Genomic DNA, 24504 nt, shown 5'->3' with positions numbered 1-24504 from the left:
CGCCACGGCCCGGCCGAGCAGCGCGGCGAGCGCGGCGGCCCCGGCGTCGGCACCCACCAGCACCACGGGACGGACCACCCCCGCGTCCCCCGCGGCGCCCTCGACCGCCGCGGCCAGCCGGGCCCCGAACCGGGCCAGCGAGCCGGGCAGGTCGGCGGCGTCCAGGTCCGGGGCGCCGGTCACCCGGACCCGGTAGGCGTCGGCGGCCAGCCGCCGGCCGAGCCGGCCGTAGGTCGCGGGCGTCTCACCGCGGCCCGGCACGACGAGGACGGTGCCGCGGGTGCGCAGCCCCGCGGGGGCGTGATGGTCGGCGTACTCGGTCATGTCAGGCACTCCTGTCCGCGAGGCGGCGGGCCTCGGTGTGGCGGTTGGCCGGGACGGGCAGCCCGAGGTGGCCGCGCAGCGTGCCGGCGGTGTACTCGGTGCGGAACAGCCCGCGCTTCTGGAGCAGCGGCACCACCCCGTCGACGAACAGCTCCAGGTCGTCGTCGGTGCGGAAGGCGAGGTTGATGCCGTCGAAGGCACCGGCCGCGAACCACTCCGCGATGGTGCCGGCCACGGTCTCGGGCGCCCCGACGAACGGCGCGCGCCGGAACTCGTTCACCGACTCGACCACCTGACGTAGCGTCAGGTCCTGCTCCCGGGCCCGCTCGATGATCTTCGCGGCGCCGGTGCGGCCGCCCTTCTCCGCGAGGTGCGCGACGTCCGGGAAGGGCGCGTCGAGGTCGTGCGCGCTGAAGTCGTAGGCGCCGAAGGACCGGCCGAGCAGCGCGAGGTTGCTCGCGAAGTCGTTGTCCTCCTCGAAGATCTCCCGCTCCCGGCGCCGGGCCGCCGCGTCGGTGGCGGCCACCACCGGACCGCCGTGGATGAAGATCTTGAGGTGCTCGGGGTCGCGGCCGTGGGACGCCGTGCGCCGCTTGACGTCGGCGTAGTACTCCCGGGCCTGCGCCAGCGAACCGCCCGGTGCGTAGATGCCCTCGGCCACCCGGGCGGCGAGGTCGCGGCCCTCCTCGGACACCCCGGCCTGGAAGATCACCGGCTGGCCCTGCGGCGAGCGGGAGATGTTCAGCGGACCGGCCACCTTGAAGTGCTCGCCGGCGTGGTTCAGTTCGTGCAGCTTGGCCGGGTCGAGGAAGACGCCCCGCTCGACGTCCGCCGGGAAGGCGTCGTCCTCGTAGGAGTCCCACAGGCCCCGGGCGACCTGTACGAACTCCAGGGCGCGGCCGTAGCGGGTCGGGTAGTCGAGGTGTTCGTCCAGGCCGTAGTTGCGGGACGTGCCGGTGTCGAAGCTGGTGACCACGTTCCAGCCGGCCCGCCCGCCGCTGATGTGGTCCAGCGAGGCGAACCGCCGGGCCAGGTTGAACGGCGAGTTGTACGTCGAGCTGGCGGTGCCCACCAGGCCGAGGTGCCGGGTGTGGGTGGCGACCGCGGACAGCAGGGTGAGCGGTTCCAGCCGGTTGAGGTAGTGGGACGGGTAGGTGGCGTTGATGAACTGGCTGTCGACGATGAACAGCGCGTCGAACAGGGCGTGTTCGGCGGCCTGCGCCTGCCGGATGTAGTAGCCGATGTCGATGCTGGCGTTCTTCGCCACGCGCGGGTCCTTCCACAGCCCGTGCTGGCCGGGACCGCCGACGCCGTAGGGGTGCAGGGCGAGATGGAGCGTGCGGGACATGGTGTTCCTGTCTGTGCGAGGGGTCTGGGGCAGGGGGTCAGGCGGGCAGCAGGGCGCGCAGGCGGTCGCGTTCGGCCCGGTCGGCGGGGGCGCCGCGCAGGGTGGGGGCCGAGCCGACCAGCAGCCGGGTGTAGGGGTGCCGGGGACGGTTGACGACGTCGTGTGCGGCGGCGGTCTCCACCAGCTCGCCCCGGTACAGGACGGCGACCCGGTCGGCGGTGCCGGCCACCGAGCCGAGGTCGTGCGAGATGAACACCAGGGCCGTCCCGCCGGCCCGCAGCTCCTTCAGGATGTCGAGGATCTGGACGCGGTTGGCGGAGTCCAGGGCGCTGACCGGCTCGTCCAGGATGACCAGCCGCGGCTCGGTGACCAGCGCCCGGGCCACCGCGACCCGCTGCCGCTGGCCGCCGGAGAGCTCCCCGGGCAGCCGGTCCAGCAGGTCGCCGGTCAGCCGCACCCGGTCCAGGAAGGTCCGGGCCCGGCCGGCCGCCGCGGCCCGCGGCACGCCCCGGACCAGTAGCGGCTCGGTGAGCGACTCCTCGATGGTCAGGTCCGGGTCGAGGCTGCGCAGCGGGTCCTGGAAGACGTACTGGACCACGCCCCGGCGGCGCAGCGCGCGCCACTGCCGGTCGCGGTGGCCGGTGACGTCCTCGCCGTCGATGACGACCGACCCGGCGGACGCGGGCACCAGGCCGAGCACGGCCCGGGCGAGGGTGGACTTGCCGGAGCCGGTCTCCCCGATGACCCCGACGGTCTCACCGGGGGCCACGGTCAGTGAGACACCGTCCAGGGCCTGCCGGCGCCGGCGGCGCGGGCCGTAGTGCACGGTGAGGCCGGTGACCTCCAGCACGGGACGCGGCGTCATGGGGTCTCCTCAAAAGGGTGGGCGGTGCGGAACTTCTCCAGTCCGTACTGCTCGTGCTCGGCGACGAGCAACCGGGTGTACTCGTGCCGCGGGTCGTCCAGCACCGACCGGGTCGGCCCCTGCTCGACGACCTCGCCGTGCCGCATGACCAGCACCTCGTCGCACAACTGGGCGACCACCGCGAGGTCGTGGGAGACGACCACCAGGGCCAGCCCGGACCGCTCGCGCAGCTCGGCGAGCAGGTCGAGGATCTCGGCCTGCACGGTGACGTCGAGCGCGGTGGTGGCCTCGTCGGCGATGAGGACGCGGGGCCCGGCCGCGACGGCCGCCGCGATCAGCACCCGCTGGAGCATGCCGCCGGACAGCTCGAACGGGTACTGGCCGTAGACGAGTTCGGGGTCGCGCAGCCGGACCGCGGCCAGCAGTTCGACGGCGCGCCGACGGGCCGCGCGCCGCTTGACGCCGAGCTTGACCCGGACCACCTCGGCGATCTGCGCGCCCACCTTGACCGACGGGTTGAGGTAGGACGCCGGGTCCTGGAAGACGGCGCTGACGACCGCGCCCCGCAGTTCCGTCCACCGCGCGGATGTCAGGGTCGCGATGTCGGTGCCCTCGATCTCGATCGTGCCGCCGCTGATCTCGAAGTGGGCGGGCAGGATGCCGAGCGCGGCCCGGCAGGTGAGGGTCTTGCCGCTGCCCGACTCGCCGACGATGCCGACGGTCCGGCCGGGCGTCAGCTCGAAGCCGACGCCGTGCACGATCTCCCCGCCGCCGGCCCGGTCGGTGACCCGCACGTCGCGCAGCGCGAGGACGGGCGGGGCGGCGGCGTCCGGCGTGGCGTCCCGGGCCGGGACGTCCTTGGTGGTCAGGGTCGTCATCGCACACCTCCGGCGGGAGTGGGGTCGGTCCGCTTCACCTGGCGGGTCCGCAGCAGGGCCCGCCCGGACTCGCCGGACACGTCCCGGATCGCGTCCGCGAGCAGGTTGCCCGCCCAGACGGTCGCCATGATCAGCAGCGCGGGGGCCACCGGCGCCCACGGCTTCTGGCCCAGATAGCCCAGGTCGGCGGCGAGCAGCCCGCCCCAGGTCGGTTCCGGTGGCTGTACGCCGATGCCGAGGAAGGTCAGGCTGGAGACGATCACGAACCCGGTGCCGACGGTCCCCGCGAACGCCACCGCGATCGGCGGCAGCACCTTGGCGCGGACGTGGCGCCGGACGATCCAGCCGACCGAGGCCCCCGAGACGATCGCGGCCTCCACGTACGGCGAGCGGGCCACCGAGAGCGTCGCGGCCCGCGACACCCGGTAGAACAGCGGCGACACCAGCACACCGGTGACCAGCATCGCCTGGGTGAGTCCGTTGCCGAGCAGCGCGATCACGGCGACCGCGAACAGCAGGAACGGCAGCGCGACCAGGGTGTCGGCCAGCCGCAGGGTGACCCATTCGAAGGCGCGGCCCAGGTAGACCGACAGGACGCCGGGGACCGCGCCGACGACCAGGGCCGTCACCGCGACCTCCAGGGCGCCCAGGACGCTGACCCGGGAGCCGTCGAGAAGCCGGCTCAGCTCGTCGCGGCCCAGGTTGTCGGTGCCCAGCCAGTGCGCCCCGGAGACGCCGGCCAGCGCGTGGTCGCCGGCGGCGAGCGGGTCCTGCGGGGCGAGCAACGGGCCGAGGACGGCGAGCAGGGCGACCAGCACCAGTACGGTCACGGCGATCCGGCCCGAGGTGAGGCCGAGGACACGGCGCAGCACGGTCACACTCCTCGCTGTGCGGCCGGCGTGACGCGGGCCAGCACCAGGTTGACGATCAGGTTGAAGGAGACGACCAGCGCGACCGACACCACCAGGACGCCCTGCACCGCCGGTACGTCACCGGCCTGCGCGGAGTCGTTGGCGAACCGTCCGAAGCCCTGGAGACCGAAGATCCACTCGGTGACGACGGAGGCGCCGACCAGCGCGGGGAACTTCAGGCCGAGGGTGGCCAGCGTCGGGCCCAGGCCGTTGCGCAGCACGTGGCCGAAGAACACCCGGCGCGGACTCAGGCCCCGCACCACCGCGCCGGTCACGTAGTTCTCGCCGTAGGCCGCCACCAGGCTGGTGCGCAACTGGCGGGCGACGTCCGCGACCACGTCCAGGCTCAGCGCGAGCGCGGGCAGGGTGATGTGCGCGAGCCAGGGGCCGACGCCCTGCGCGGCGGGCACGTAACCGCCGGAGGGGAACAGGCCGAGGCCGACCGCGAACACGGTGACCAGCACGATGCCGACGACGAAGGCGGGCATCACCGAGAGGACGGTGACAAAGCCGGTGACCGCGCGGTCCACCCAGGTGGTGCGGCACAGCGCCGCGAGGGTGCCGAGCACGAAGCCCAGCGTCACCCCGATGAGCAGCGCGAAGAACGCCACCGAGAGGCTGACGCCCAGACCGAGCCCGATGAGGGTGGAGATGTCGGCGCCGTTGGTCCAGCTGGTGCCGAGCCGGCCGTGCAGGACGCCGGTGAACCAGTCCCCGTACTGGACCAGGAACGGCCGGTCCAGTCCCCACTGGGCCTCCACCCGGGCGATGGCCTCGGGGGTGGCCTCCTCGCCGAGCTGGATGCGGGCCGGGCTGAGCCCGCTGAGCGAGCGCAGCGCGAAGGTCACGAAGGTGGCGACCACGAAGACCGGCACGAACACCGCGACCGACCGGCCGGCCACCGCCAGGACCCGCCGCAGCGAGTGCCGGGTCACGAGGCACCCCCGATGGTCACGCCGGTCCAGTTGAGGTGGGCGGGGTTCTTCGGCAGGTCGGAGACCGACTTGCTCTTGGCGATGAGGTTGGGCTGGGAGTACGTGAACACCAGCGCGTCGCTCTTCAGGCCGGCCCGCGTCGCGGCCTGGAGGGTCTTGGCGTAGCCGGGGTCGTCCAGCGGGGTCTGCCGCACCTTGGCCACCGCCGCCTCGAAACCGGCCGGTTCGTAGGGCGAGCTGAGGTTGAGCGGACCGTCCGGACCGAAGTGCGCGGTGAGGGTCTGCACCGCCGAGTCCCGCCCGGTGGTGCTGTAGAGCGAGAACGTCAGGTCCTTGGCGAAGAACGGGGTGGCCCAGTTCTTGTCGATCCTGATGTCGACGGTGATGCCGACCTCGGCGAGCTGCGACTGGACGATCTCGGCCGCCGGGTCCTCGGCCGGGATCACCAGGTCGAGCTTGATGTCACCGGCCCGGTGACCGGCCGCGGCCAGCAGCTTCTTCGCCTTCGCCGGGTCGTAGGGGTAGGCGTTCGCCGACTCCGGGTCATAGGCCACATACCCCTTGGGGAACGGCTGGTCGGTGGCCTCCCCGTAGCCGAAGGTCAGTTTGTCGACGAACTCCTGGCGGTTGATCGCGTACCGGACGGCGTCGACCACCCGGTCGTCGTCGAACGGCGCCTTGTTGACGTTGAGGCTGATGTTGGAGGCGTTGAAGCCGGGCTGCACGAAGACGTCTAGGCCGGCTTTCTTGGCGCTCTCGGCCTGACTGGGGTCGATGTCCGCGAAGTTGTAGACGCCGGTCTGGAGTCCGGAGACCACGGTGGAGGTGTCGGGCGCGGAGGTCAGCTCCACGTTCCCGATGTGGATGTTCTCCGCGTCCCAGTAGTCCGGGTTCTTCTTCAGCACCGCCTTGGTGCCCGGCACGAGCTGGGTGATGACGAACGGTCCCGCGCCGACCGGGTTCTGGTCGAGTTGCTCCGGCGACTTCGCCGCCTTCGGACTGGCGATCTGGAGCACCCGCTCACCGAGCAACTGCGGGATCTGGTAGTCGACCTGGGTGAGGTGGAAGACGGCGTCGAGCCCATTGGCCTGCACCGACTTGATGGACGTCAGGTCGCCGAAGAGCGCCGAGTTCTTCTGCCGCTGGGCCCGTTCGACGGCCGCCTTCACCGCGGCGGCGTCCACCGGCTCACCGTCGCTGAACTTCAGCCCGGAGCGCAGCCGGAAGGTGATCTGGTCGCCCTCGGCGTTGTACTTCCAGCTCTTGGCGAGGTCCGGCACGGCCTCGCCCTTCTCGTCGACCTTGGTCAACGACGCGTAGACCAGGGCGAGTTCCCGGAACTGGGCGCCGCTGCCGCCGACCACCGGGTCCCAGTGGGCGGGGAAGTAGGTCGAGGTCCACTTCAGTGTGGCGGCGCCGCCCGCCGCGGCGCCGGACCCGCCGCAGGCGGCGAGGGCGGGGACGAGCAGGGTGGCGAGCACGGTGCCCAGCGCGGCGGCGCGCGGGCCTCTGGCGAAGCGGGGGCGTCGGGGCATGTCTGTCTTCCTGACGGGTGCGGCCGCGGGGAACGGAGGCGCGCGGACGCCGCACGGCGGGCATGCCGATGCGGGAGTACGCGGGACGCGGCCGGGAGACGGGGAGGTGAAGCGGCGAACCGGGAAAAGCGGCGCCGCGGCGGGCACGGAGTGCGACAGGAGGCCGGCGCGCCCGAGGAACGCGGGCCAGGCCCTATGGGCCGTGTGCGGCGGTCGGTCAGCGACAGAGAGCGCTACAGGTGCGCCGCAGATCCACGTAGCGGCACACCACACCGGGGTGCGTCGTCAGCATGCGGCCATCCTCGGGGAGGAGTCGGCCGCTGTCAATGGACACCAATCGATGTCTCATTGCGCGGGACGGACATGACGGCTGATCAGAGGCCGTGCGGCAGTCGCCGGGGTGAGCCCTTGTCGCGGCCGGCCGGCCCTCGGGTCAGAAACCGCGTGGCGGTGCGGCCGGGGTGCGGGCCGTGGTCGCCGGGTGGGTCGCGGCCTCGTCCGGGTGCAGCCACAGCGGCCCGCCCGCGGTGTCCACCCGCACCGCCCCGGCCGGCGGCCACTGGCCCGGCGCGAGCAGCGTCCGCTCGGGTTCCGTCAGACTCCGGAAGCGCTCCAGCGCCTCGGCGGGCGTGAGGGCCCGCCCGGTTGGACGGAGCCCGGGGCGGACGGCGTCGACGGCGGCCGCGTACGCCTCGAAGGGCCGCCACCCCGGCACCGCCCGGTGCCCCTCGGGGCCGCGCACCAGCACCGTCGGCAGCGCGTACCGGTACCCGCCGTCGTCCGTCTCCTTGGCGGCACCGGGATGCGGCGACCCGCCCGGCACGGACCGCACCTCGGGCACCGGGCGGCGCGCCTCGGCCCGGTCGGCGGCCACCTCCTCCCGCACCGCCGCCCCGGCGGCGTCGGCGGCCAGCCGCGCCAGGTCCAGGCCCGGCACGCCCCGGACGGCGGCGAGGGCCAGGCCCGGAGTGTCGGCCGGCTCCCCGAGGACGAACACGCTCTCCCGCAGCCGGCGCAGCACCCGGTCGGCCACCACGGCGCCCTGGCGGTCGGCCGCCCGCGCGACCAGCGAGGCGGGCCACGAGGACGCCGCCACCCGGCTCAGCCGGGCCGCGCGCGGCGCGCCGGTGTGGCCGCAGACCTCCGTCACGTACCGCGCGTACCAGGCGGTCTCGGCCGCGGCGTCCGGCGGCGGGTCGTCGTCGTGGTCGAAGAGCAGGCAGTAGGCCCGGCGCCAGCGGACCCGGCCCGCCAGCGCCGTGCGCAGCCGCCGGAACACGGGCTCCGCACCCCAGGCCCAGGGACACAACGGGTCGGTGTACTCCACCACTTCGACCGCCGGCCGCCCGGCCCCGGACGTCACGCCGCCCCCTCCGCGGCCGGCTCCCGGGGGTGCGCGCCGGCGGGCAGCAGCGCGGCGACGGTCGTGCCGCCCAGTACCGCCGCGGCGTCCGCCTCGATCCGGCGCCACACCCCGGGCAGTCCGGTCGCGGGCCCCGGATAGTCCAGACCGCCCAGGGTCTCCCCGCGCAGGGTGAGCACCTCGCCGTCCACGGCGCGGGTGACGTCCAGGAGGGTGATCTCGTCGGCGGGGCGGCCCAGCCAGTACCCGCCCTCGCAGCCCCGCTGACTGCGCACCAGCCCGGCCCGGCGCAACTCGCCCACCACGGACTTCAGGAACCGGAACGGAATCTGCTGGGCGGAGGCGATCGCCTCGCAGGTGAGGGGGCGCGCGGGTTCCCGGGCGAGCTCCAGCAGAGCGCGCGCCGCGTAGTCCGCCTTCGCGGAGATATGCATGCCGACATCATGCCCGAGCGGATCGGCGCCGGGACCCGATCCCTCGCCAGCGGGCCCCCGTTGCGGCAACATTGCCGCAGGTGAAGCGCAATGGACACCTCTTGACATCCTTTTCGGGCGCGGCCTAGCGTCCCGGTCATGAGCGAGCCGACCACGACCGCCGGTGAAGGTTTTCACCCGCATCTGCCCGAGACCCGCCAGGAGCCGGCGGCGCCGCTGCGCACCCGGCTGCACCACATCCGCGCCGACGCCCTGGACGGCGACACCGCGCAGACCGGTGGCATGCGCCGCTTCGCCGCCGTCAGCGGGCAGAGTGTCGGCTCGGAGAAGCTGTGGATGGGCCAGACCCACGTCGCCCCGGCGACCGCCTCCTCCGATCACCACCACGGAGAGTCGGAGACCGCCATCTACGTGGTCGGCGGCCACCCGGAGTTCGTCTTCCTCGACGACTCCGGCCCGCGGCCCGAGGAGGTACGGCTGCGCACCGGCCCCGGTGACTACGTCTTCGTCCCGCCGTTCGTGCCGCACCGCGAGGAGAACCCGGACCCCGCCGAGGAGGCCGTGGTGGTCATCGCGCGCAGCACCCAGGAGGCGATCGTCGTCAACCTGCCCGGGCTGCACGCGCTGCCGGCGCCGGACGCGTGACGTTTCTGTGCGGGGAGGGCCGGCCGGTCAGCTCCCCGCGCCGGACGCGTGAGGCTCCCGCGCGGCCGGCCGGTCAGGACCGGTACCGGCTCGCCAGCTCCACGCGCTGCCCGCCGAACGCCGAGAGGTCGGCGTCGAAGACCCGCTGGAGCAGGCTCGCGTCCTCGACGCCCGGGGCGCAGACCGTCTCCCCGAGCTCCAGGCCGCGCAGCCCCGCGGTGACCACGTCCTCGGCGGACATGCGCGGCGCCGCGCTCAGGTCCAGGCCCTGCCGCTCGTGGAACTCGGTGGCCACCACGCCGGGGCACAGCACCTGCACCTTGACCCCGGTGCCGGCCAGCTCGGCGTGCAGCACCTGCGACATGGCGACCAGGTGGGCCAGGGTGCCGGCGTACACCGCGCGGCGCGGCAGCTGGGACGCCGGGGCCGGGCCGCTGAACGCGATCATGCCGGCCACGTTGACGATCGCGCCCTCGCCCCGGGCCAGCATGCCCGGGACCGCCGCGCGGGTCAGCAGGGTCGGGGCGACCACCTTGACGTGGACCAGCTCCCGGGCCTTGGCGGCGGGCAGGTCGGCCAGCGGCATGTAGTGGGCCACGCCCGCGTTGTTGACGAGCGTCGTCAGCGGCTCGCCGGCGCACACGGCGGCGACCGCGTCCACCCCTTCGTCGGTGGACAGATCGGCGGCCAGCGGGCGGATCCGCCCGGCGGGGAACTCGGCGGCGAGTGCCTCCAGGCGGTCGGCGCGGCGGCCGACCGCCACCACGTCGTGGCCCTGGCCGGCCAGTCTGCGGGCGAAGGCCAGGCCGATGCCGGAGGAGGCGCCGGTGACCAGTGCGAGCTTGCTCATGACTGCTCCTGTGCTGCGGTACGGGTGGGCCGCGCCTGTCGGCGGGCGGCCGATTCCACGGTGACCCACCCACCCCCGGACAGCCACCGCCCCCGCCGTCCTGGTACCGGCAGTGCCAGGACCGGCCGACCGCTCAGTCCCGCCGCGGCTCCCGCGCGTCCCGCAGATCCCGCACCCTGCGCAGCTTGCCCACGGAGCGTTCCAGCGTCTCCGGGTCGACGACGTCGGCCTCGACGGTCACGCCGACGCCGTCCTTGACCCCCCTGACGATGGCCCGCGCCGCCGCCTCGCGCCGCTCGGGGGGCGTGTCCGTCCGGGCCTCCACCCGTACCGTCATGTGGTCCAGCCGGCCCCGCCGGGTCAGTTCGACCTGGAAGTGCGGGGCGACGCCGGGGGTGCGCAGCACGATCTCCTCGACCTGGCTCGGGAACACGTTCACCCCCCGCACGATGATCATGTCGTCGCAGCGGCCGGTGATCTTCTCGATCCGCCGGAAGGCGGGCCGCGCCGTGCCCGGCAGCAGCCGGGTCAGGTCCCGGGTGCGGTACCGCACCACCGGCATCGCCTCCTTGGTGAGCGTGGTGAAGACCAGCTCGCCCTCCGCGCCCTCGGGCAGCACCTCGTCGGTGAGCGGGTCGACGACCTCGGGGCGGACGTGGTCCTCCCACACGTGCAGCCCGTCCTTGGTCTCCACGCACTCCTGCGCGACCCCCGGCCCCATCACCTCGGACAGCCCGTATATGTCGACGGCGTGCAGGTCCATCCGCTCCTCGATCTCCCGCCGCATCGCCTCGGTCCAGGGCTCCGCGCCGAAGATCCCGATCCGCAGCGAGGTGGTGCGCGGATCCACGCCCTGCCGCTCGAACTCGTCGAGCAGCGTCAGCAGGTACGACGGCGTCACCATGATGATCTCGGGCCGGAAGTCCTGAATGATCCGCACCTGCCGCGCGGTCATGCCGCCGGACGCCGGGATCACTGTGCAGCCGGCCCGTTCGGCGCCGTAGTGCGCGCCGAGCCCGCCGGTGAACAGCCCGTAGCCGTAGCTCACATGGACCTTGTGGCCGGCGCGGCCGCCCGCCGCCCGGATGGAGCGGGCGACGAGGTCCGCCCACGTCGACAGGTCGCCCTCGGTGTATCCGACGACGGTGGGCCGGCCGGTGGTGCCGCTGGAGGCGTGCACCCGCCGTACGTCCGCCATCGGCACGGCGAACATGCCGAACGGGTAGGAGTCCCGCAGATCCGCCTTGGTGGTGAACGGGAACCGGGCCAGGTCCGCCAGCGACCGGCAGTCCTCGGGCCGCACCCCGGCCGCGTCGAACTTCCTCCGGTACAGCTCGACCTGGTCGTACGCGTGCCGCAGCGTGTGCCGCAGCCGGCCGAGCTGGAGGTCCTCCAGCTCCGCGCGGGACATCCGTTCCGCGTCGTCCAGCAGGTCCGCCGGGAGCGGCTCGCCGAGCCGGGGGCGTCCGGTGCGCTGCCCGTCGCTGTTCATCGCGGCTCCTGGGTACTCGGGTCCGCGCCCCGGACGCTGCGACTGCGGCCGCGGAACTCCGCGATCACCGTCTCGTCGCGCACCACGGTGACGTCGTAGATGCCGCTGCGGCCGAACCGGGTGCGCTCCTGGGCGGTGGCCAGCAGGACGTCGCCCGCGCGGGCGGGGGCCACGAAGGTGATGTCCGCCCCGGCCGCGACGGTCACCGGGCCGTGGCCGTTGCAGGCGCAGGCGAAGGCCGTGTCGGCGAGGAGGAAGAGGTATCCGCCGTGCGCCGTCCCGTGGCCGTTGACCATCGCCGGTGACACGGTCATGCGGAGCACGGCGGTCCCGTCGCCGTGCCGCAACAGCTCCATGCCGAGGTCCCGGGAGGCCCGGTCCGCGGCGAACATGCGCGCCACTTCCGTCACTGATCACACCACCCTGTGTGCCGACCGACCATTCGGTTTTGTGCGGCACGGCCAAGTAATTCAAGCCGCCCCGCCGCCTGTCAAGAGAGGTGTCGCGCGCCCCTGGCGGGAAGCGGGGCGCCCCGGTGGTTGCCGGAGGGCGGGGGTCTCTGCCTACTATGAACCGAACGATCGGTCGGTCGGGGTCAGGTGGTAGGGGATGACGTCAGGACTTCAGGAACGCTTCGAGGCGACGATCGAGCGCGACCAGCGCATCGAGCCACGGGACTGGATGCCGGAGGGCTATCGCAACACGCTGATCCGGCAGATCGCGCAGCACGCCCACTCCGAGATCATCGGCATGCAGCCGGAGGGCGAGTGGATCACCCGGGCGCCGTCGCTGCGCCGCAAGGCCATCCTGTTCGCCAAGGTCCAGGACGAGGCCGGACACGGCCTGTACCTGTACTCGGCGGCCGAGACCCTTGGCGCGGACCGCGCGGACCTCACCGAGCGGCTGATCGAGGGCCGCCAGAAGTACTCGTCGATCTTCAACTACCCCACCCCGACCTTCGCCGACGTCGGTGTGATCGGCTGGTTCGTGGACGGCGCCGCGATCTGCAACCAGGTGCCGCTGTGCCGCAGCTCCTACGGTCCGTACGCCCGCGCGATGGTCCGGGTCTGCAAGGAGGAGTCCTTCCACCAGCGCCAGGGCTACGAACTGCTGATGACGATGACACGCGGCACCGACGCCCAGCGCACGATGGTCCAGGACGCGGTGAACCGCTGGTGGTGGCCGTCGCTGATGATGTTCGGCCCGCCCGACGACAACTCGCCCAACTCGGCCCGGTCGATGGCCTGGAAGATCAAACGGCACAGCAACGACGAACTGCGCCAGCGCTTCGTCGACATGACCGTCCCCCAGGCCGAGAAGCTCGGCGTCACCCTGCCCGACCCGGAGCTGCGCTGGAACGCCGAGCGCGGCCGGTACGACTTCGGCACCCCCGACTGGGACGAACTGACGCGCGTGATCAAGGGCGACGGCCCGTGCAACGCCGAGCGGATCGAACGCCGCCGCACCGCCCACGAGGACGGCGCCTGGGTCCGGGAGGCCGCGACCGCCCACGCGGCCAAGCAGGCGGCCCGCAGGCGGAAGGGAGCGGCGGCATGAGCGCCTCCGGCAAGCAGGACTGGCCGCTGTACGAGGTCTTCGTACGCGGCAAGCGCGGCCTGAACCACGTGCACGTCGGCTCGCTGCACGCCGCCGACGACCGGATGGCCCTCACCCACGCCCGCGACCTGTACACCCGGCGCAACGAGGGCGTCAGCATCTGGGTGGTGCGCAGCGCGCACATCACCGCCTCCACCCGCGACGAGAAGGACCCGTTCTTCGACCCGAGCGCGGACAAGGTGTACCGGCACCCCACCTTCTACGACATCCCCGACGACGTCCCGCACATCTGAGCGCGACATCAGGAGCAAGGGCAGGACATGAGCGACGACCACGTCTACCTCTCCCTCGCCGAGGAGCACCCGGACGACACCCGGTGGGCCTACGGCACCGGCTTCGAGGACCCCCTGCACGGCGTCGACACCACCGTCCCCGACGGCGTCGACCGGGCGGAGCTGGCCGCGCTCTGCCTGGCCCTCGGCGACGACGCCCTGGTCTCGGCGCAGCGGCTGGCCGAGTGGACCACCCGCGCCCCCGAGCTGGAGGAGGAGATGGCGCTCGCCAACATCGGCCTCGACCTGCTCGGCCAGGCCCGGCTGCTGTACGCCCGCTGCGGCCAGGTGGACGGCACCGACCGCACCGAGGACGCCTACGCCTACCTCCGCGACCCGGCCGACTTCCGCAACGTCACGCTGGCCGAACTCCCGGGCGGCGACTTCGCGTTCAGTATCGCCCGGCTGCTGGTCCTGGCCACCTGGCGGCTGGCCCACTTCGAGCGGCTGGCCGGCTCGCCCGACCCGGTGCTCGCCGCCGTCGCGGCCAAGGGCGCGAAGGAACTGACGTACCACCGGCAGTACGCGGCCGAGTGGACCGTCCGGCTCGGCGACGGCACCGCGCAGTCCCACCGGCGGATGCGGGCCGGGCTCGACGCGGTGCTCCCCTACCTCGGCGAGCTGTCCGCCGCGCACGACACCGGCCCGGCCGTCCGCGACACACTGCGGCAGGTCACCGACGCCGCCGGGCTGCCGCTGCCCGACCCGCCCGTGACGCCGACCGGCCCCGGCCGGGCCGGCACGCACACCGAGCACCTGGCCCCGCTGCTGGCGGAACTCCAGAGCGTGGCCCGCGCCCACCCGGGGGCGACATGGTGACGTCCCTCGGCCACGCCCGGCAGCTCGCCGCGACGGTGCCCGACCCGGAGCTGCCCATGCTGACCCTCGCCGACCTCGGGGTCCTGCGCGAGGTGACCCTGACCGGCGACGGCACGGTCGTCGCCGCCCTCACCCCGACCTACTCCGGCTGCCCGGCGCTGGCCGAGATGCGGGCCGGCGTGGCCGGCCGGCTCAAGGCGGCCGGCTACCCGAAGGTCGAGGTGCACACGGTCCTCGATCCGCCGTGGACCACCGACTGGATCACCCCCGAGGGCCGCCGCAAACTCGCCGAGCACGGCATCGCCCCGCCCGGCCCCGCCCCCCGGCCCGGGCCCGGACCGGTGCCGCTGGTGCTGTCCGGCACCCGGCGCGCGGTGCCCTGCCCGCGCTGCGGCGCCGCCGACACGGAGGAGACCGCCCGCTTCGGCGCCACCTCCTGCAAGGCACTGTGGCGCTGCCGCGCCTGCCGCGAGCCGTTCGAACACTTCAAGGAGATCTGATGGCGGACCCGCTCGGCCCCGCCCCCGCCCCCGTGAAGTCCGGCCGCCGGCCCGCCTTCCACCCGCTGCGGGTGGCCGCGGTGGACCGGCTGTGCGAGGACGCCGCCGCCGTCGGCTTCGACGTGCCCGACCACCTGAGGCAGGAGTTCGCGTTCGCGCCGGGACAGTCCCTGACCCTGCGCCGCCGGATCGGCGGACGCGACGAGCGGCGCTCGTACTCGATCTGCGCCCCGGCCGGCGCGCCCCTGCGGATCGGGGTGCGGGTGGTGCCCGGCGGGCTGTTCTCCGCCTGGCTGGTGCACGAGGTCCGGCCCGGCGACACCGTCGAGGTGATGACCCCCACCGGGGCCTTCACCCCCGACCTCACCACCCCCGCCCACCACGTCCTGGTCGCCGCCGGCTCCGGCATCACCCCGATGCTCTCCATCGCCGAGTCGGTGCTCGCCGCCGACGCCCGCTCCCGCGTCACCCTTCTCTACGGCAACCGCCGCACCGGCTCGGTGATGTTCGCCGACGAGCTGGCCGACCTGAAGGACCTGCACCCGGACCGGTTCCAGCTGGCGCACGTGCTCTCCCGCGAACCCCGCGAGGCGGAACTGCTCTCCGGACGGCTGGACGCCGACCGGCTGGCCGCGCTCGTCGACGCTCTCGTCGATGTCCGGCAAGCCGGCCACTGGTGGCTGTGCGGCCCGCACGGCATGGTCCAGGACGCCCGGAAGGTACTGGCCGGCCTCGGCGTCCCGACCGACCGCGTCCACCAGGAACTCTTCTACGCCGGCGAGGAACCGCCCGCGGCCGTGCACCGCCCCGAGCCGCGCCCCGGCGGACCGGTCAGCCAGGTCACCGTCGTCCTGGACGGCCGCGCCACCACCAGCGCACTGCCGCGCGACACCACCCTCCTCGACGCGGCCGCCCTGATCCGTCCCGACCTGCCGTTCGCCTGCAAGGGCGGTGTCTGCGGCACCTGCCGGGCCCGGATCACCGACGGCACGGCCGACATGCGCCGCAACTACGCGCTGGAACCGGCGGAGGTCGCCTCGGGATACGTCCTGACCTGCCAGTCGTATCCCGTCTCCGCCGCCCTCACCGTCGACTACGACAGCTGACCGCGCCGACCGGCTTCAGGACGGCGGGGCGGGCAGTGGCAGCGCGGCCAGGGCGCGGGCCGCGTGCACCAGGTTGGACGCCATGGCCCGGCCGGTCGACACCGACCAGTCGTGGCCGCGGTCGTCGTCTAGGAAGTCGGGGCCGGGCCCGGGACCGAGGTGCCAGTAGGTCCACGCCTGGCCGGGGACGGTGTAGCCGATGTCGACCAGGGCGCCGTTGATCTCACTGATGACGTGGTGGGCGCCGTCCTCGTTGCCGGTGACGACCACCCCGGCCACCCGGTTGTAGGCGACCGGCCGCTGCTGGTCGTCGGTCTCGCCGAGCATGGCGTCCATCCGTTCCAGCACCCGCTGGGCGACGGAGGACGGCCGGCCCAGCCAGGTCGGGGAGGCGATGACCAGGATCTCGGCCGCGAGGAGCTGGTCGTGCACGGCGGGCCAGTCGTCGCCGTCCCCCAGGTCGGTCTCCACGCCGGGCTTCAGGTTCAGGTCGACGGCCCGGACGGTGTCCACCGTGACGCCGTGCCCCTGGAGCGAGCTGATGACGGTGGCGGCGAGCGCCTCGGTGTTCGACGGCTCGGGCGAGGGCTTGAGAGTGCAGTTGATGACGAGTGCGCGCATGCCCTGACGTCTTCCCCCGACAGGGCGCCGCAGACCGGCCGTTGTGCTCCCTCACCCGCTCGGCGAGTGGCCCGCCTCACATGGCGCAACCGGGGTGCCGCCGCCACCATGGTCTCGTCACCGGCCGGCTGAAGGGATCGACGATGTTTCGCAAGGTGCTGGTCGCCAACCGCGGGGAGATCGCCATCCGCGCGTTCCGCGCGGGCTACGAACTCGGTGCGCGGACGGTCGCCGTCTTCCCGCACGAGGACCGGGGCTCCCTGCACCGGCTGAAGGCCGACGAGGCGTACCAGATCGGCGAGCCGGGACACCCGGTACGGGCCTACCTCTCCGTCGAGGAGATCGTCCGGGCGGCCCGCGACGCGGGCGCCGACGCCGTCTACCCGGGCTACGGATTCCTCTCCGAGAACCCCGACCTGGCCCGCGCCTGCGAGCGGGCGGGCATCATCTTCGTCGGCCCGGACGCCGACATCCTGGAACTGACCGGCAACAAGGCCCGCGCGGTGGCCGCCGCCCGGGAGGCCGGCGTCCCCGTCCTCGGCTCCTCGGCCCCCGCCACCGACGGGGACACCCTGGTCCGCGCCGCCGCCGACGTCGGCTTCCCTCTCTTCGTCAAGGCGGTCGCGGGCGGCGGCGGGCGCGGCATGCGCCGCGTCGAGGACCCCGCGCACCTGCGGGAGGCGATCGAGGCGGCGTCCCGGGAGGCGGCCTCCGCGTTCGGCGACGCCACCGTGTTCCTGGAGAAGGCGGTGGTCGAACCCCGCCACATCGAGGTGCAGATCCTCGCCGACGGCCACGGCGACGTCGTCCACCTCTACGAACGCGACTGCTCGGTCCAGCGCCGCCACCAGAAGGTCATCGAACTCGCCCCCGCGCCCAACCTCGACCCCGGCCTCCGCGACCGGATCTGCGCCGACGCCGTCCGCTTCGCCCGCCGGATCGGCTACCGCAACGCCGGCACCGTGGAGTTCCTCCTCGACCGCGACGGCAACCACGTCTTCATCGAGATGAACCCCCGCATCCAGGTCGAACACACGGTCACCGAGGAGGTCACCGACGTCGACCTGGTGCAGGCCCAGATGCGCATCGCGGCCGGTGAGACCCTCGCCGACCTCGGCCTCTCCCAGGACACGGTGACCCTGCGCGGCGCCGCCCTCCAGTGCCGGATCACCACCGAGGACCCGGCCAACGGCTTCCGCCCGGACACCGGCCGGATCAGCGCCTACCGCTCACCCGGCGGCTCCGGCATCCGGCTGGACGGCGGCACCACCCACGCCGGTACGGAGATCAGCGCCCACTTCGACTCGATGCTGGTCAAACTCACCTGCCGGGGCCGGGACTTCGCCACCGCGGTGGGCCGGGCCCGGCGCGCGGTGGCCGAGTTCCGCATCCGCGGCGTGGCCACCAACATCCCCTTCCTCCAGGCCGTCCTGGACGACCCCGACTTCCGGGCCGGCCGGGTCACCACCTCCTTCATCGAGCGGCGCCCGCACCTGCTGACCTCCCGGCACTCCGCCGACCGCGGCACCAAACTGCTCACCTACCTCGCCGACGTCACGGTCAACAAACCGCACGGCGAACGCCCCGCCCTGATCGACCCGCTGACCAAACTCCCGCCGCTGCCCGCGGGCGAACCCCCGTCCGGCTCCCGCCAGTCGCTGGCCGACCTCGGCCCCGAGGGCTTCGCCCGCCGACTGCGCCGGTCACCCACCCTCGGCGTCACCGACACCACCTTCCGCGACGCCCACCAGTCGCTGCTGGCCACCCGGGTGCGCACCAAGGACCTGCTCGCCGTCGCCCCCGTGGTGGCCCGCACCCTGCCCGGACTGCTCTCCCTGGAGTGCTGGGGCGGCGCCACCTACGACGTCGCCCTGCGCTTCCTCGCCGAGGACCCCTGGGAGCGGCTGGCGGCGCTGCGCGAGGCCGTGCCCAACATCTGCCTCCAGATGCTGCTGCGCGGCCGCAACACCGTGGGCTACACCCCGTACCCGACCGAGGTCACCGACGCCTTCGTCGAGGAGGCCGCGGCCACCGGCATCGACATCTTCCGCGTCTTCGACGCCCTCAACGACGTCGAGCAGATGCGGCCCGCGATCGACGCGGTACGCGCCACCGGCACCGCCGTCGCCGAGGTCGCCCTGTGCTACACCGCCGACCTCTGCGACCCCGCCGAGCGGCTCTACACCCTCGACTACTACCTGCGGCTCGCCGAGCGGATCGTCGCCGCCGGCGCGCACGTCCTGGCCGTCAAGGACATGGCGGGCCTGCTGCGCGCGCCCGCCGCCGAGCGACTGGTCACCGCGCTGCGCCGCGAGTTCGACCTGCCGGTGCACCTGCACACCCACGACACCGCGGGCGGCCAGCTCGCCACCTACCTGGCCGCCGTACGGGCCGGCGCGGACGCGGTGGACGGCGCGGTCGCCTCGATGGCGGGCACCACCTCGCAGCCGTCGCTGACCGCGATCGTCGCCGCCACCGACCACTCCGAGCGGCCCACCGGCCTGGACCTGAAGGCCGTCGGCGACCTGGAACCGTACTGGGAGAGCGTCCGCAAGGTGTACGCCCCCTTCGAGGCGGGCCTGGCCGCGCCGACCGGCCGGGTCTACCACCACGAGATCCCCGGCGGCCAGCTCTCCAACCTGCGCACCCAGGCCATCGCCCTCGGCCTCGGCGACCGCTTCGAGGACATCGAGGCGATGTACGCCGCCGCCGACCGGATGCTCGGCCGCCTGGTCAAGGTCACCCCGTCCTCCAAGGTGGTCGGCGACCTGGCCCTGCACCTGGTCGGCGCCGGGGTCCCGCCCGAGGACTTCGAGGCCGAACCCGGCCGCTACGACATCCCCGACTCCGTCATCGGCTTCCTCCGCGGCGACCTGGGCACCCCGCCCGGCGGCTGGCCCGAACCCTTCCGCGGCAAGGCACTGCGCGGCCGCGCCGCGGCACCGCCGGCCGCGGACCTGACCGCCGAGGACCGCGAGGGCCTCGCCAAGGACCGGCGCGCCACCCTCAACCGGCTGCTGTTTCCCGGCCCGGCCCGCGCCTTCGACACCCACCGGCAGACCTACGGCGACACCGGCGTCCTGGACAGCAAGGACTTCTTCTACGGACTGCGGCCGGGCACCGAGTACACCGTCGACCTCGAACCCGGGGTGCGGCTGCTCATCGAACTCCAGGCGGTCGGCGAGCCCGACGAGCGGGGCCTGCGGACCGTGCTGGCCGGCCTCAACGGGCAGTTGCGGCCGATCCAGGTCAGGGACCGGGCGGCGGCCGCCGACATCCCGGTGACCGAGAAGGCCGACCGGAGCGACCCCGGGCAGGTCGCGGCACCGTTCGCGGGCGTGGTGACCCTCGCGGTCGCCGAGGGCGACGAGGTGGCGGCCGGCGCGACGGTGGCCACCATCGAGGCGATGAAGATGGAGGCGGCGATCACCGCGCCGCGGGCGGGCACGGTCACCAGGCTGGCCGTCCACCGCGTCCAGCAGGTCGAGGGCGGTGACCTGCTGGTCCAGCTGTCCTAGGTCCGCTCGCCGTCGAGGGCGATGCCCAACCGTTCGGCCACGGCGGTCAGGGCCGCGCCCAGCGGGAGCGCGACCCGGGTGACGGCGTGCCGGTCGCCCCGGGTCGGGTCCCGGTTGACGATCAGCACCGGCGTGCCGGCCCCGGCCGCCTGCCGGACGAACCGCAGCCCGGACATCACCGTCAGCGAGGAGCCCAGGACCAGCAGGACGGCCGCCGCCCGGACCAGCGACCGGCAGTGCTCGACCCGCTCGGGCGGCACGGCCTCCCCGAAGAACACCACGTCAGGTTTGAGTACGCCGCCGCAGACCAGGCAGGGCACCACCCGGAAGTCCCCGACCTGGGCGTCGGTGAGATCGGCGTCCCCGTCCGGGTTGATGTGGGCGGCCACCGGCGCGAAGCCGGGATTGGCCTCGGCCAGCCGCCGGGCCAGCTCCCGGCGCGCGCTGAGCGCGCCGCAGGACAGACAGACCACCCGGTCCAGGCTGCCGTGCAGTTCCACGACGTCCTCGCTGCCGGCGGCCTGGTGCAGACCGTCGACGTTCTGCGTGATCACACCGGAGAGCAGACCGTGCCGCCCGAACGCGGCCACCGCCCGGTGACCGGCGTTGGGACGGGCCCGGCCGAAGGTGCGCCAGCCGAGGTGACTGCGCGCCCAGTACCGGCGCCGGGCCTGCGCGTCGCCGGTGAAGTCCTGGTACGTCATCGGCGTGTGCCGGCTCAGGCTGCCGCCCTCGCCCCGGTAGTCGGGGATGCCCGACTCGGTGGACAGGCCGGCCCCGCTGAGCACCAGCACCCCGCCGGCGCCCAGCGCGTCGGCGACCGGCGCCGGGTCCGTGCTGCCCGGCGGCAGATCCTCGGTGGGGGTCCAGCTCAGGGTGGGGCGCATCCGCATGCCGCAAGGGTACGGCCGCTCACGGCCGGGCCGGCGTGGCGAACTCCGGCTGGTCGAGCAGCCGCAGCCAGCTCCCGTCCGGCTGCCGCCGGACGACCTGCGCGCGGGCTCCGGCGCCGTCCTTCGGCGGCGTGGCGGTCAGCGCGATGTCACCGCCGGTGCTGACCAGCGTCGGCAGCGGCGGCTCCGGCTCGAACCGGGGCCGGCCGGACAGCACCTTCTCCCACAGCGCGCGGATCGCCTCCCGGCCCACGGTCACCTCACCGGGCGGGTAGGCCAGCACCGCGTCCTCCTCGTAGAGCGCGGCGACCCCGGCGGCGTCCCCCGCGTTGGACCGCTCGACGAACAGCCGGGTGATGTCCTCGGGCCGCATCGCCTTCTCGTACTGGGGCACGGCTTCCTCCTGACGTCGGTTCCTGTGCCGTCCAGCCTGGCCGGGCCACCGACCAGAAGTCCAACAGATGGTTGTGCTGGAAACTAGAATCAGAGCTCATGGAACTGAGGCAGCTGGAGTACTTCGTCGCGGTCGCCGAGGAGCGCAACTTCACCCGGGCCGCCGAGCGCGTGCACATCAGCCAGTCCGGGGTCAGCGCCCAGATCCGCCAACTGGAACGGGAACTCGGCGCCGAGCTGTTCGACCGGTCGGCGCGCACCGCCACCCTCACCGTCGCCGGGAAGGCGGCACTGGAACACGCGCGGGCCGCCCTCGCCGCGGCCGGGGCGGTCGGCCGGGCGGTGGGGGAGGTGACCGGCCTGATCCGGGGCCGGCTGACGGTCGGCATGGTCGTCGGCTGCACCGTCACCCCGCTGTTCGACGCGCTCGCCGCGTTCCACGGGGCGCACCCCGGGGTGGAGATCGCCCTGCTGGAGGACAACTCCGACCGGCTCGTCGCCGGGGTCCGCGCGGGCACCCTCGACGTGGCGCTCGTCGGCACCGCGACCGCCGCCCCCGACGGACTGGAAGCCCTGACGATCATCAGTGAGCGGCTCGTCGCGGCGGTCCCGGCCGGACATCCGCTCGCGCGGCGGAGCCGGATCGCGCTGGCCGACCTGGTCGCCCACCCGCTGGTCTGCATGCCGTCCGGCACCGGTCTGCGCACCGCGTTCGACCGGGCCTGCGCCGCGCACGGTCTGCGGCCCTCGATCGCCCTGGAGGCGGGCGCCGCCGACGCCGTGGCCGGCCTCGCCGCCCGGGGTCTGGGCGTCGCTGTCCTGAGCGAGTCGATGGCCGCAGGCCACCGTGACCAACTGACCGCCCGCGCCGTCGAGGGCCTGGCGGCCCCGGCACTGCTCGCCCTGGTCTGGCGGCGCGGCCCCGATCCGGCGGTACGTGAACTGCTCGTCCACAGCCGACGGGCCTTCGCGGAGCCGGAGGCCGCGGGGGAGTAGGGCCGGTCCCTGGGCCACAGCGCCCCGTCAGGGGCGTGGGGAACTGCGCGACCAGCCACAACGAACCCGCGGGCCCGCCATGGACACACCGTCGCCGCCTGAGCCGCCCGACAGGCGTCCCCGGCCGCCCGAGCGGGCAGTGCGGGCCGCGCAGGCCCTTCGCGTCCGACACCTGGCCGACCGGGCCGCCGTACCGCGGCCGCCACACCGCACCGCCGGCCCGACCGACGACCTCCGCGGGCGCCGCGCGCGTCGTCGCAGGCCGTCATGTCGGGCTCCGATCACCGGTGTCGGGTCGTCGCGGCCGGTCGGGCCGGGTCCGCACCCGTGCGGCGCCGGTTTCGGTCACGCGCGGCGCGGGTTCCGATCGCACATCGCATGAATGTGCGATCGGGGTGTGGAGATCCTGGGGTGATCGGACCGCGCAACCGCCGGGAGTTGGCTGGAAAGCGCTCACCTGTTCGTGGTTCCGATGTTCTGAAGAAACGGTCATTCTCGCGCCGGTTCCTCGAACGCCCGACCGTCAGGACCGCTGAACAGCCCTTTCCTGCACGGAGATTGAGCGACCGTTCACTACCACGGCACCCTGAGCCGACCGCACCTTCGGGCCGAAATCGGATGCTGGGCGGAGTGCGTGGATAGTCAGATCTCGGAGCGCGGCCGGGTGACTAGCATGACCCCGTACCTGGTCCGGAAGATCGCCGTCCCCTTGGTGTCCGCTTCCTGATCCGTGACCGTCGTGTGTCGGTCGACCGTTTCTCCTGCTCTCCATCCCGAGGGACCGCGGAATGTCAGTGCCTGCACCATCCAGCCAGCGCCGGTCGGCGAACGCCCCCCGAGCCGTTCCGGTCGTGCCCGCGGCCGTCCTGGTGGTGAGCGCGGCGGCGGCCGGCGCGGCCGTCGCCGCGGCCCCGGCCGGGGCCCGCAGCTGGGCGCTGGCCGCGCTGCTCGGCGCCTGGCTCTGCCTGGCCGGCACGGTCGTGGTCAGCACCCTGGCCATCCGGCGCGCCCGCCGGTCGACCCTGCGGCAGGGCGACGACGTCACCCAGGCCCGGGCCCAGCTCGCGCAGCTCGCCGCCGAGAGCGCGCACCTGGTCAGCGTCACCCTGCCCGCCGTCGCCAAGCGGCTGCGGGACGGCACCGCCGCCGAAGAGGCCCTGGCCCATGTGACGCAGCCGTCCGACCCGCAACTGCGCCAGCTCGCCCACACCTTCACCGCCGAGGTCGAGGAGGCCGTCCGGCTCGCCGTCGCCTACGACGCCGAACGGCGCCAGTCGGCCGAGGAGCTGGGCCGGATCGCCGCCGAAGTGCGCTGGCTCACCGACGACGTGCTGCCCGCGGTGGTGGCCGGACTCCGCGACGGGCACTCCGCCGACACCGTGATAGGTGAGCTGGACTGGCCGCGCGACTTCTCGCTGCGGGCACCCGCTGAATCGTTCGTCCGCGAACTCGCGCACAGCGAGCGCCGGGCCGCCGCCGCCCAGGCCGCCTCCGCGAAGGCCCTGAGCCGGGTGCAGGCCAAGGCGGTCAGCATGCTCGCCGACCTGCGCGAGATGCAGGACCGGCACGGCGAGGAGGTCTTCGGCGACCTGCTGAAGCTGGACCACAGCACCTCGCAGCTCGGCCTGATGACCGACCGGCTGGCGCTGCTCATGGGCGGCCGGTCCAGCCGCGCCTGGAACAAGCCCATCGTGATGGAGTCCATCCTGCGCGGCGCGGTCGGCCGGATCGCCGCCTACCAGCGGGTGCGCCTGCACTGCTCGACCGGGGCCGCCGTCTCCGGGTTCGCGGCCGAGGGCGTGATGCACCTGCTGGCCGAACTGATGGACAACGCCGCCAACTTCTCGCCGCCCATCGACGAGGTCAACGTCTACGTCGAGGAGCGCAGCGCCGGCATCGTCGTCACCATCGAGGACAGCGGCCTGAAGATGGCCACCGCGGCCATGCGCCGCGCCGAGGAGTCGGTGGCCGGACGCATGACCGACCTCGCCTCCCTCCAGGGCACCCGGCTCGGCCTCGCGGTCGTGGGACGGCTCGCCGTCAAGTACGGCATCAGCGTCAACTACCGCCCCTCCTCCCGCGGCGGCACCGGCGTCGTCGTCCTGCTGCCCCGCCAGCTCCTCGCCCAGCAGCGCGAACCCGCCCCGGCCGGCACCACCCCGCGCCGCCCCGCCGCCCCCGCGCCGGCC

The 24504-nt window shown here is 73.9% G+C and carries 23 protein-coding genes and 1 pseudogene; 9 read left to right on the top strand and 15 right to left on the bottom strand.

The window, feature by feature from the left end; translation table 11 throughout:
• The 9 genes and pseudogenes from ACTT8P_RS33160 to ACTT8P_RS33120 all read right to left on the bottom strand — a co-directional run.
• A pseudogene (locus ACTT8P_RS33160) lies at positions 1 to 324 on the bottom strand (alpha/beta hydrolase); the annotation flags it as partial.
• Between the two features lies 1 nt (position 325).
• Entirely contained in the window at positions 326 to 1672 is a 1347-nt protein-coding gene (locus ACTT8P_RS33155; RefSeq protein ID WP_442835497.1) for an NtaA/DmoA family FMN-dependent monooxygenase, read from the bottom strand.
• 37 nt (positions 1673 to 1709) lie between these two features.
• Positions 1710 to 2537 (bottom strand): ABC transporter ATP-binding protein, encoded by an 828-nt coding sequence (locus tag ACTT8P_RS33150; RefSeq protein ID WP_442835496.1) that lies wholly within the window; start codon positions 2535 to 2537, stop codon positions 1710 to 1712.
• A complete protein-coding gene (locus ACTT8P_RS33145; RefSeq protein ID WP_442835495.1) occupies positions 2534 to 3415 on the bottom strand; it encodes an ABC transporter ATP-binding protein in 882 nt (293 codons plus the stop codon). Before ACTT8P_RS33145 ends, ACTT8P_RS33150 begins: the two co-directional genes overlap by 4 nt.
• Positions 3412 to 4287 carry an ABC transporter permease gene (locus ACTT8P_RS33140; RefSeq protein WP_442835494.1) on the bottom strand — a complete coding sequence of 292 codons (876 nt, stop codon included), beginning with the start codon at positions 4285 to 4287 and terminating at the stop codon, positions 3412 to 3414. Before ACTT8P_RS33140 ends, ACTT8P_RS33145 begins: the two co-directional genes overlap by 4 nt.
• A 2-nt stretch (positions 4288 to 4289) precedes the next feature.
• Positions 4290 to 5261, bottom strand: a complete 972-nt coding sequence (locus ACTT8P_RS33135) for an ABC transporter permease (protein ID WP_442835493.1) — start codon at positions 5259 to 5261, stop codon at positions 4290 to 4292.
• The gene (locus ACTT8P_RS33130) at positions 5258 to 6796 is read right to left on the bottom strand and encodes an ABC transporter substrate-binding protein (protein ID WP_442835492.1); all 1539 of its coding nucleotides are present in this window, start codon (positions 6794 to 6796) and stop codon (positions 5258 to 5260) included. The genes ACTT8P_RS33135 and ACTT8P_RS33130 overlap by 4 nt, the downstream gene beginning before the upstream one ends.
• A 433-nt stretch (positions 6797 to 7229) precedes the next feature.
• A complete protein-coding gene (locus ACTT8P_RS33125) occupies positions 7230 to 8159 on the bottom strand; it encodes a DsbA family oxidoreductase (protein WP_442835491.1) in 930 nt (309 codons plus the stop codon).
• Positions 8156 to 8593, bottom strand: a complete 438-nt coding sequence (locus ACTT8P_RS33120; RefSeq protein ID WP_442835490.1) for an RrF2 family transcriptional regulator — start codon at positions 8591 to 8593, stop codon at positions 8156 to 8158. Before ACTT8P_RS33120 ends, ACTT8P_RS33125 begins: the two co-directional genes overlap by 4 nt.
• Positions 8594 to 8731: 138 nt before the next feature.
• Between ACTT8P_RS33120 and ACTT8P_RS33115 the strand changes: the two genes are divergently transcribed.
• Positions 8732 to 9238, top strand: coding sequence for a cupin domain-containing protein (locus ACTT8P_RS33115; RefSeq protein WP_442835489.1), 507 nt, complete (start codon positions 8732 to 8734; stop codon positions 9236 to 9238).
• A 73-nt stretch (positions 9239 to 9311) separates the two neighbouring features.
• Here the strand turns inward: ACTT8P_RS33115 and ACTT8P_RS33110 are convergent, their stop codons facing one another.
• The 3 genes from ACTT8P_RS33110 to paaI all read right to left on the bottom strand — a co-directional run bounded on the left by ACTT8P_RS33110 (position 9312) and on the right by paaI (position 11972).
• A complete protein-coding gene (locus ACTT8P_RS33110; RefSeq protein ID WP_442835488.1) occupies positions 9312 to 10088 on the bottom strand; it encodes an SDR family NAD(P)-dependent oxidoreductase in 777 nt (258 codons plus the stop codon).
• 133 nt (positions 10089 to 10221) lie between these two features.
• Positions 10222 to 11580, bottom strand: coding sequence for a phenylacetate--CoA ligase PaaK (gene paaK / locus ACTT8P_RS33105; RefSeq protein ID WP_442835487.1), 1359 nt, complete (start codon positions 11578 to 11580; stop codon positions 10222 to 10224).
• Positions 11577 to 11972, bottom strand: coding sequence for a hydroxyphenylacetyl-CoA thioesterase PaaI (gene paaI / locus ACTT8P_RS33100; protein ID WP_442835486.1), 396 nt, complete (start codon positions 11970 to 11972; stop codon positions 11577 to 11579). The genes paaK and paaI overlap by 4 nt, the downstream gene beginning before the upstream one ends.
• 217 nt (positions 11973 to 12189) lie before the next feature.
• Between paaI and paaA the strand changes: the two genes are divergently transcribed.
• Genes paaA through paaE form a run of 5 tightly spaced genes read left to right on the top strand, consistent with a single transcriptional unit; the run spans position 12190 to position 15894 of the window.
• Positions 12190 to 13137, top strand: coding sequence for a 1,2-phenylacetyl-CoA epoxidase subunit PaaA (gene paaA / locus ACTT8P_RS33095; RefSeq protein WP_442835485.1), 948 nt, complete (start codon positions 12190 to 12192; stop codon positions 13135 to 13137).
• Positions 13134 to 13430, top strand: coding sequence for a 1,2-phenylacetyl-CoA epoxidase subunit PaaB (paaB, locus tag ACTT8P_RS33090; protein ID WP_361173653.1), 297 nt, complete (start codon positions 13134 to 13136; stop codon positions 13428 to 13430). The genes paaA and paaB overlap by 4 nt, the downstream gene beginning before the upstream one ends.
• A gap of 27 nt (positions 13431 to 13457) precedes the next feature.
• On the top strand, positions 13458 to 14288 hold the full coding sequence (gene paaC / locus ACTT8P_RS33085) for a 1,2-phenylacetyl-CoA epoxidase subunit PaaC (protein WP_442835484.1): 831 nt from the start codon (positions 13458 to 13460) through the stop codon (positions 14286 to 14288).
• Positions 14282 to 14788: a 1,2-phenylacetyl-CoA epoxidase subunit PaaD gene (gene paaD, locus ACTT8P_RS33080; RefSeq protein ID WP_442835483.1), complete on the top strand. Its 507-nt coding sequence runs from the start codon at positions 14282 to 14284 to the stop codon at positions 14786 to 14788. Before paaC ends, paaD begins: the two co-directional genes overlap by 7 nt.
• On the top strand, positions 14788 to 15894 hold the full coding sequence (gene paaE, locus ACTT8P_RS33075; protein WP_442835482.1) for a 1,2-phenylacetyl-CoA epoxidase subunit PaaE: 1107 nt from the start codon (positions 14788 to 14790) through the stop codon (positions 15892 to 15894). Before paaD ends, paaE begins: the two co-directional genes overlap by 1 nt.
• A gap of 15 nt (positions 15895 to 15909) precedes the next feature.
• Here the strand turns inward: paaE and ACTT8P_RS33070 are convergent, their stop codons facing one another.
• A complete protein-coding gene (locus ACTT8P_RS33070) occupies positions 15910 to 16515 on the bottom strand; it encodes a flavodoxin family protein (protein ID WP_442835481.1) in 606 nt (201 codons plus the stop codon).
• 143 nt (positions 16516 to 16658) lie between these two features.
• Here ACTT8P_RS33070 and ACTT8P_RS33065 point away from each other — a divergent pair, with 143 nt between their 5' ends.
• Positions 16659 to 20033: a pyruvate carboxylase gene (locus tag ACTT8P_RS33065; RefSeq protein ID WP_442835480.1), complete on the top strand. Its 3375-nt coding sequence runs from the start codon at positions 16659 to 16661 to the stop codon at positions 20031 to 20033.
• Here the strand turns inward: ACTT8P_RS33065 and ACTT8P_RS33060 are convergent.
• On the bottom strand, positions 20030 to 20926 hold the full coding sequence (locus tag ACTT8P_RS33060; protein WP_442835479.1) for an NAD-dependent protein deacetylase: 897 nt from the start codon (positions 20924 to 20926) through the stop codon (positions 20030 to 20032). The two genes, ACTT8P_RS33065 and ACTT8P_RS33060, sit on opposite strands and share 4 nt — an antisense overlap.
• A gap of 19 nt (positions 20927 to 20945) precedes the next feature.
• Positions 20946 to 21320, bottom strand: coding sequence for a YybH family protein (locus ACTT8P_RS33055; protein WP_442835478.1), 375 nt, complete (start codon positions 21318 to 21320; stop codon positions 20946 to 20948).
• Positions 21321 to 21418: 98 nt separating this feature from the next.
• On the opposite strand from ACTT8P_RS33055, the gene ACTT8P_RS33050 reads away from it, so the two are divergent.
• Positions 21419 to 22315, top strand: coding sequence for a LysR family transcriptional regulator (locus ACTT8P_RS33050; protein ID WP_442835477.1), 897 nt, complete (start codon positions 21419 to 21421; stop codon positions 22313 to 22315).
• 788 nt (positions 22316 to 23103) lie between these two features.
• The coding region (locus tag ACTT8P_RS33045; protein WP_442835476.1) for a sensor histidine kinase at positions 23104 to 24504 on the top strand (1401 nt) is incomplete at its 3' end.

The organism is Streptomyces sp. JW3 (assembly GCF_052216785.1).
Classification (GTDB): Bacteria; Actinomycetota; Actinomycetes; order Streptomycetales; family Streptomycetaceae; genus Streptomyces.
Note: the sequence above shows the minus strand (reverse complement) of the source record. Positions and strands in the feature narration are given on the sequence as shown.

Excerpts from the sequence above, each read along its gene's own strand:
- ACTT8P_RS33155 (WP_442835497.1), bottom strand. The coding sequence starts at position 1,672 with ATGTCCCGCACGCTCCATCTCGCCCTGCACCCCTACGGCGTCGGCGGT.
- ACTT8P_RS33150 (WP_442835496.1), bottom strand. The coding sequence starts at position 2,537 with ATGACGCCGCGTCCCGTGCTGGAGGTCACCGGCCTCACCGTGCACTAC.
- ACTT8P_RS33145 (WP_442835495.1), bottom strand. The coding sequence starts at position 3,415 with ATGACGACCCTGACCACCAAGGACGTCCCGGCCCGGGACGCCACGCCG.
- ACTT8P_RS33130 (WP_442835492.1), bottom strand. The coding sequence starts at position 6,796 with ATGCCCCGACGCCCCCGCTTCGCCAGAGGCCCGCGCGCCGCCGCGCTG.
- ACTT8P_RS33120 (WP_442835490.1), bottom strand. The coding sequence starts at position 8,593 with ATGCATATCTCCGCGAAGGCGGACTACGCGGCGCGCGCTCTGCTGGAG.
- ACTT8P_RS33115 (WP_442835489.1), top strand. The coding sequence starts at position 8,732 with ATGAGCGAGCCGACCACGACCGCCGGTGAAGGTTTTCACCCGCATCTG.
- ACTT8P_RS33110 (WP_442835488.1), bottom strand. The coding sequence starts at position 10,088 with ATGAGCAAGCTCGCACTGGTCACCGGCGCCTCCTCCGGCATCGGCCTG.
- paaK (WP_442835487.1), bottom strand. The coding sequence starts at position 11,580 with ATGAACAGCGACGGGCAGCGCACCGGACGCCCCCGGCTCGGCGAGCCG.
- paaI (WP_442835486.1), bottom strand. The coding sequence starts at position 11,972 with ATGTTCGCCGCGGACCGGGCCTCCCGGGACCTCGGCATGGAGCTGTTG.
- paaA (WP_442835485.1), top strand. The coding sequence starts at position 12,190 with ATGACGTCAGGACTTCAGGAACGCTTCGAGGCGACGATCGAGCGCGAC.
- paaB (WP_361173653.1), top strand. The coding sequence starts at position 13,134 with ATGAGCGCCTCCGGCAAGCAGGACTGGCCGCTGTACGAGGTCTTCGTA.
- paaC (WP_442835484.1), top strand. The coding sequence starts at position 13,458 with ATGAGCGACGACCACGTCTACCTCTCCCTCGCCGAGGAGCACCCGGAC.
- paaD (WP_442835483.1), top strand. The coding sequence starts at position 14,282 with ATGGTGACGTCCCTCGGCCACGCCCGGCAGCTCGCCGCGACGGTGCCC.
- paaE (WP_442835482.1), top strand. The coding sequence starts at position 14,788 with ATGGCGGACCCGCTCGGCCCCGCCCCCGCCCCCGTGAAGTCCGGCCGC.
- ACTT8P_RS33070 (WP_442835481.1), bottom strand. The coding sequence starts at position 16,515 with ATGCGCGCACTCGTCATCAACTGCACTCTCAAGCCCTCGCCCGAGCCG.
- ACTT8P_RS33065 (WP_442835480.1), top strand. The coding sequence starts at position 16,659 with ATGTTTCGCAAGGTGCTGGTCGCCAACCGCGGGGAGATCGCCATCCGC.
- ACTT8P_RS33060 (WP_442835479.1), bottom strand. The coding sequence starts at position 20,926 with ATGCGGATGCGCCCCACCCTGAGCTGGACCCCCACCGAGGATCTGCCG.
- ACTT8P_RS33050 (WP_442835477.1), top strand. The coding sequence starts at position 21,419 with ATGGAACTGAGGCAGCTGGAGTACTTCGTCGCGGTCGCCGAGGAGCGC.